Below are 7610 nucleotides of genomic sequence, written 5' to 3'. Positions count from 1 at the left end.
AAATTATGATACACCTATGTTATACTTTAAAAAACTAAGGAATACTTAATGCAATATGTCTGGCTCCTGTGCAAAAACTTATTAAATTTCTATACTTAAATTGTTATTATTTATATATAGGAAAAAATATTTTTCTTACTAAATTTAGAATTTTTCCGTTAATCCTAAATAAGGATTATAAGATAATGGTAGGTACTTTATAATGGCGGTAAAAAAAACAACTTCAAAAAAACAAACTAATAAAAAAGCATTAGATACCAAAAAAACTGCAAAAACATCTGCTAAACCAACTGTAAAAACAGTAAAAAAATCTGAAAAACCAGCAAAAGCAGCAGAAATAAATAGAATCGGCAGAATATCATATAAAGAATTATCCGAAGAATTAAAATTAAAGTTAGAACAATCTGAAGCCAAAATAGCAGAACTTAATCAAAAATATAAGAAAGTTGTTGATATACAAAAAAAGAAAATAGAAGATAAATACAAAAAAATAATAGAAGATTTAGAATCAAAAAAATCAATACCTGCTAGAACTCAAAGCAATAATGCTGAAATAAATAAACTTCAAAAAAGATTAGAAAAATTAGAAAAAACTAATCAAAAATTAGAAGAAGAAAAAAGAAAAATAGAATTAAAAAATGAAGAATTAAAACAAAAAGCAAAAGATGCATTAAAATCAAAAAGTGAAACTGCCTCAAGAACTGCAAAATCCGACAGAGAAGCTTTAAAAGAAATAAAAGCATTAAAAGAGCAGTTATTAGAATCAGAACAGGAGAAGAAAGAATTAAAAGCTAAATTAAAAGAAGCAGTATCTGATTTAAAAAATGCTAAGAAAAATACAAATAAACTATCAAAAGAAGATAAAGAACAGTATAAAGAAAATTTAAGAATATTAAAACAAATAGAAAAAGAATCAAAAGCTTTAGATAAAAAAAGAGAATTATTAAAGAAAGAAGAAGAAAAGCTAAAAGAAATCAGAGGCGACATTAAAAATTCAGCTAAAGACATAGCTTCTACAATGAGAAAAAGCTATATTGAAGGCGATGATGATGAAGAAAATGACGGCAGTTTATTATCCAATATGGACGCTAAAACAGAAGAAGGCATAACAAAATTAGCTACTTTGTTATGTGCCGCTATGGACGACTATAGAGAGCAAAAGGAAAAAGAAAGAGAAGAGCTTGAAAAAGATTTAGAACCAGAAGTTAAGCCTATAATTTCAGAAGGAGAAGATAGATTAAACAAGGCTTCTGAAGAATTAGAAAATTTAGTTGAAAATAGATTGGAAGATTCTGACAGCACAAAAGATGAAAATTTAAGTAAAAGACCTTTCACTATAATAGATAAAATAGAAAATAGCCGTGTAGAAATAAATGAAGGATATACTCCTCCTGCAGGCGGACAAACTATAGTAGCGTCTCCTCAAGATGCATCTGCACAGCCTGCTCAAGCTGCACCTCAAGGACAGCAGCCAAATATCACTGTTAAAGTTGAAGCTCCTAAAGAAAGTGCTAAACTAGCTAAGCCGGAAAGCCAATTAAGACCAGCTAGTGAAACTCCTACTATGAGAATGAAGCTTTTAGATGATATTGATGATTATGAGAAAAAGCTTGTAATCACTTATGGTTTTGATAATATGCCTGAAAATACTTATTATTCAAAATACAAAAAGATATTAAGAAATGCAGCAAGAATAAGTTTATTTGGTAACTTACAGGAAGGTCTTGAAATGTTTAAACTTATTAGAGATCAAAATATACCTGATGAATATAAACAAATGATAGATAAGAATATTCAAGATATTACTTACTATTTAAGAGGTTTGCATAGAGTTAGAATGGAATAATTATAAATTAGGATATAAAAATAGTGATGAAAAAAATTATAAAAATTACATACATTATATTGGTAATGACTCTTATATTATCATGTTCTAAGAAAAGAATAGTCAATATGGAAATAGAAGCTATTTATGATAAAAGAGATAATTCATATACAATTTCTTATCCCGAATATAATAAACAATATCCTAAATTTATATCCCTAAAATACGGTAAATCTGTAAAAACACAAAATGGTATAATATTAACTTACAATATAGATACAGATAATATACCTATACAATTAAATATAGAAGTTGATGAAAATGGAGAAAAAAAGTCACTTCTAATAAAAAATCCATTAGTAAACAGAAACATAAATTTAACTTTATATGCAACTAATTTTAATCCTCCATTAGAAAAAGATAAGATAGATACATTATCTGTTAGTATAGAAAGTGTAGGAAATGTTGATACAAAAGACACTGTAAAAGTAGCAATAACAGAAAATGAAGATAAAAGAGCCGGCAGAGAAAATTTAGCTTTAATACTTCCGGAAAGCGGACATATAGCTAAAAGCAATCCTCCATTTATAATGGTTAATAAAAAAACTACATTAACAAGAATATCTGTATCAAAAGAATTATCATTTACTACCCGTTATGAATATACATTAAGAAATAATAGTTTCTTTTCAATGACAAATGAATTAGAAAATGGTAAATGGTATATAGCATTCGATGAAAACGGAGATACTAATTTAAGACGTATTTATCATTTCTTTATAGATGACAGCAGTACAAAAATTATACCTATAACTAATAAAACTTTTAATATAAAAAGACCTTTCGTATTTATAGATAAACAAACTTTTGGTATTTTATATGATTTAATATATAGAGTAAACAGACTTCAAGTTTCAACTTTACTTAGAAATATAAATGCATTCAAATTATATACTTCTTCAAGTACAGGAAAATGGTCTGTAAATAATATTTCATACAGCAATACTGATGATACAAATAAATTAGCTTTTGAAACATTACCAGCTCATTCTATGTTAATGTCTTTAAAGGCAGCATTTGAGCCTAATAATAATTTATTAAAGTATGAAATAAAGCAAATGATAAGAGATATAGTAAATTTAGATGAAACTAATATAGAAAATTATTCAGAAATAGATGCTGTTAATATATTAGCTAATTCTTTACTAATGCCTTTTGATTTGATGTATGATGATTTTTCTCCTGAAGAAATAGTACTTATGAAACAAGAATTCATAAAATTTGGAGAAACTCTCTACAATTATATAGTTGCAAATCCAGACTGCTATAGAAAACAAGATACTATAAAATACATAACTACATTAGGCTTAATCGCTATTAATATGCTTAATGAAAATGTAAATCAGGATCAGATAAGAACTTGGCATTATTTTGCAATGAATTATGTTAATGGCATGATATTTTCTATGTTTGAAAAAGACGGAAGTTTTAAATCATCTATAAGCGAATCATTTGATACTATACTTCCTATATTAACTTATGCATTAACATTAAAAAATGTTGGAATATTTGATGCATTCACTTTAGAATCATTCAGAAACATAGGAAAATATTTATCTATAGTAGGTTATCCTTCTGGAAGAACTTTACCTATAGGTTATAGTGCTGTAGATGAAAGAAGTAAATTAAGATATGATACTGGAGCAAGAAGTGCAGTTATGGAACTTCTAAGCAAAATGTATGCAGATCCTTTGTATAAAAATTATGCTGTATTTGGTCAAAGTGAAGCAGTAGGTACAAAATATTTACCTTATGCATTAATATGGAATAATTTCTATCTAAAAGATAATGTTCCTTCAAATCCAAATTTCCAATTTGAAACTTCATTATTCAGAAAAATACAAACTGCAATTTATAATGAAAATATTAAAGCTCTCAATGCTCCATATTTGGCAGTTTACGCTAAAGGAAGAAATGCAGATGATTCTTTCGGACTTAATCATAATGACAGAATGAGTTTTGTTTATTATAATTATGGAGATGCTATAATCGATGAATTAGGATATAACTTCAATACAAATAATTATGAATTATTTAAAAATGCTGAATTCCACAATAATATATCTATAGACGATTATAAAATAAAAGAAAATACAGGAAGCTATTCATATATAGAAAATATAACTAATTACTATAAAATGTTCTATGTTCATGAAAAAGCAAATCAAAAATATACTTATGATATTAGCTTAAAAAATTATGACAGAAGATTTTATTATCTAAAGCCTAATATCTTAATAATAAAAGAAGATATAGAAGCTTTGCCTGATATTACTAGAGAATATCATGTTTACGGATATAAATATAAATGGGGAATAAATTCTAAACTTCCTATAACATTTGATGATAATAATAACAGATTCGTTATAAATGGTAATTATTCATCTACATACATAACTATATTAGACAGCAATGAATTAGAATACAATATAGTTCAAACTAATATAGATAAAACCACATTATATAGAGCTGAAGTATCCACTGTAAAGAATATTAAAAGATTTGAACCTTGGATAATAGTAACTACAATGCCTAAAAATAATGTACCTATTGGTATGAGAAGAAATATTCTAAATACAAGTATTAGTATTAATAATTTTTCAGATACTAATTTAAGTTTCAACTCAGGCAATAAATTATATAATATAAATATAGAAAATTATAAAAAGCCAATAGACAGTACAAATAAAATAAGCAATATAGTATATACAGAAAGTAGGGAAAGTGTTATAATAAGTTCAGATTAATGTTAGTTCATTAAAAACTAATTTAAGGACTTATTATGAATATATATATTGCAGATTCATATAAAGATTATACTGCATTCACAGCAAAACATATACTGCATTTCTTAGAAAAGAAGCAGGAAAGAAAAGAAAAGCTATATATATCTGTTTCAAGCGAATATGATACAAAAGATATTTATAATGCTATAGCAGAAAATGTTAAAAATTATAAAATCAATTTTAAAAACATATTCATATTTCAGCAATCAGAATATATGGGAATTGATCCAAATGATAAGAACAGTAAAGCATATTTTTTGAAAGAAAATCTAATTTCAAAATTAAATATACCTGAAGAAAATGCATTTCTATTTGACGGCACAAAAGATGAAACTCAAATGGATAAACAGCAGGAAATCATAAATAAAATAGGAAGATTTGATGTTATATGGTACTCACTTACTGCAGATTCAACTTCAGCAGGTAATGAAAGAATGTCATCGTTATCAACATTATTTAGAGTAAAAACTTTAAGCGAACATTCAATCAATGAAATAAAAGACAGATTTGAAGATAAAAACAAAGTACCTACAACTGTATTCAGTATGGGTATGGGCTTTATAGATATAGTAGATACTGTTTTATTAACATCATCTGGAATAGAAAAATCCTGCTCTTTAAGAGATTGTTTAGAACATGGAATAAGCAATTCATCTCCATTAAGTAAATTGCAAAAACATAGTGATGTTACAGTAATAGCTGATTATGAATCTTCTTTAAGATTATCAAGTCAGACAGTATTTATGAAAATACAAAAAAATATAAAATAATAAGGAGTATAGATATGAGAATCATTATTACAAATGAAAGTGTTTATGAATGGGCTGCTTATTACACAGTAAAATGTATATTAGATTATTCAGATACTGATAAACCATTCGTATTATCTTTTCCTTTAAGATATGTTAATAAAGCATACTATCAAAAACTTTTATCTTTCTATAATGACAATATTGTATCATTTAAAAATATACATATAGTTTCATCTGGTGAATATATAGATTCTAATATATCGCAAAAATATTTAGAAGATAACTTCTTAAAGTTTATAGATATACCTAGAGAAAATGTACATTTATTTGACAGTAATGTTGCAAATAGAAAAGAAGAAGCTAAAAGAATGGCTAATCTAATAAAAGAATTAGGAAATATAACATTATTAATAGATACATTAGCAGAAGATGGAAGCTTCTTACTTAATACACCTAGCTCATCATTAGACGGAAGTGTAAGAGATAAAAAAATAAGTGAAATAATAAGAAGCTATGAATCTAAAAAATTCAATATGCCTATAGAAATGTTCCCAAAAGAAGGTTTCACTTTAGGTTTTGAAGAAGCATTCAATGCTAAATATGTGCTTGTTATGGCAAATGGATATGATGTATCCGATGCATTATCTCATTGTGTTGAAGGTTCTATAAGCCAATTCTACCCTACTTCAGTATTACAGGAACATAAAAAACTTATCATTGTTGCTGACGAAGAATCAAGCAGTGACTTAAGAGTAAAAACTTATAAATATGCTAAAAGTTTGGAAAGCAAAAGTTTACACCCTAAAGAACTTATTAAAGGTCTTTATAAATCTTATTATGCTCTTACAAATATCAAAATATTCGATGGTGAAAAGTTTATAGACGGACATTGTATTGTTATAGAAAATAATGTTATAAAAAGCGTAGAAAAAGAAATAGATGTTGATGCTGTTATAACTAGAATAGATTTAGGCGGAAAAATAGTTGCTCCTGGATATATAGACTTACAAGTTAATGGTATAGGAGGATACGACATCAATGCTGATCCTTCTGTTGAAACATTAAAAAATATGAATGAAGTTTGTCAGAGATACGGCTGTACTTCATATTTACCTACTGTAATTACAAACGGCGACGACTATATGTTGAAAATCATAGATCTATTCAATAATATAGAAGATTTGTCTGTAATAGGTGTTCTTGGAATACATTTTGAAGGCCCTTATATATCACATGAAAAAAGAGGTATTCATAATGAGAAATTCATAAGAGAGCCTAATATGGATATGGTAGAAAAAATCAATGCTTCAAAATGCGTAATGGTAACTGTTGCTCCAGAAATGGTTAATGGTGAAGTTATAGAAGCATTTGCTATGGGCGGAAAAGTAGTATCTGTAGGACATACAAACGGAACATATAATGAAATAAAAGAAAAAATACCTTATGGTATAACTTTTGCTACTCACTTATTCAATGCTATGCGTCCTTGGGGTTCAAGAGAGCCGGGTGCTGTTGGTGCTGTACTTGAAACTAAAGATATGTATGCTGGTTTAATATGTGATGGTGTACACTGTGATTTTGCTTCAGTGGAACTTGCATACAAATTGAAAACAGGTCATATATGTATAGTAACTGATGCTATAGCTCCGGCTGCTGCTCCAGAAATTAAAGAATATATTTGGGCAGGCAAGAAAATACATAGAGACGGAAACAGACTTATAGATGATAATGGTACTTTAGGCGGTTCATCTATAACTATGAGTCAGTCTGTAAGAAATGTAGTTAATGAAGTTGGTGCTACAGTAGAAGAAGCTTTGAAAATGGCATCACTCTACCCTGCTAAAGTTATGGGCATAGATGATAAATACGGAAGAATAAGAGAAGGATACATTGCCGATTTAGTTATATTAGATGAAAAATTAGTAGTAAAAGGCGTTGTATTCAAAGGTAACTACAAAGAATATAATTATGACCATGAATGGGTAACTCATGCTTAAACTATAAATTTTAATTCAGTAATTTTATGAGGCTTTGCTTAATTTTTTAAGTAAAGCCTTTTTTATATATTATATATAATTTTTAAAATTAACAAAAAATACACTTTAATCAAATATGTTTAAGAGCCATAGATATTGCACACTTTTAGTTTAAAAAAAGAAGGTATTCCTTATAATTTAAATTTCTAGA

Annotated in this window: 4 protein-coding genes; all 4 read left to right on the top strand. The window is 27.1% G+C overall.

The features are described 5' to 3' along the window. The first annotated feature begins 202 nt into the window (after positions 1-202). From Q0K52_RS14310 to nagA, 4 genes are read left to right on the top strand one after another with little or no spacing between them, the layout of a single operon-like run. A complete protein-coding gene (locus Q0K52_RS14310; protein WP_297300559.1) occupies positions 203-1846 on the top strand; it encodes a hypothetical protein in 1644 nt (547 codons plus the stop codon). A 26-nt stretch (positions 1847-1872) separates the two neighbouring features. Continuing rightward, a complete protein-coding gene (locus tag Q0K52_RS14305; RefSeq protein WP_297300558.1) occupies positions 1873-4632 on the top strand; it encodes an RNA polymerase subunit sigma-70 in 2760 nt (919 codons plus the stop codon). Between the two features lie 35 nt (positions 4633-4667). Then, positions 4668-5441 carry a 6-phosphogluconolactonase gene (locus Q0K52_RS14300; RefSeq protein ID WP_297300557.1) on the top strand — a complete coding sequence of 258 codons (774 nt, stop codon included), beginning with the start codon at positions 4668-4670 and terminating at the stop codon, positions 5439-5441. A 14-nt stretch (positions 5442-5455) separates the two neighbouring features. Further along, entirely contained in the window at positions 5456-7420 is a 1965-nt protein-coding gene (nagA, locus tag Q0K52_RS14295) for an N-acetylglucosamine-6-phosphate deacetylase (protein ID WP_297300556.1), read from the top strand. Positions 7421-7610 lie beyond the last annotated feature (190 nt).

It is taken from the genome of uncultured Brachyspira sp. (genome assembly GCF_944390845.1).
Taxonomy (GTDB): Bacteria; Spirochaetota; Brachyspiria; order Brachyspirales; family Brachyspiraceae; genus Brachyspira; species Brachyspira pulli.
Note: the sequence above shows the minus strand (reverse complement) of the source record. Positions and strands in the feature narration are given on the sequence as shown.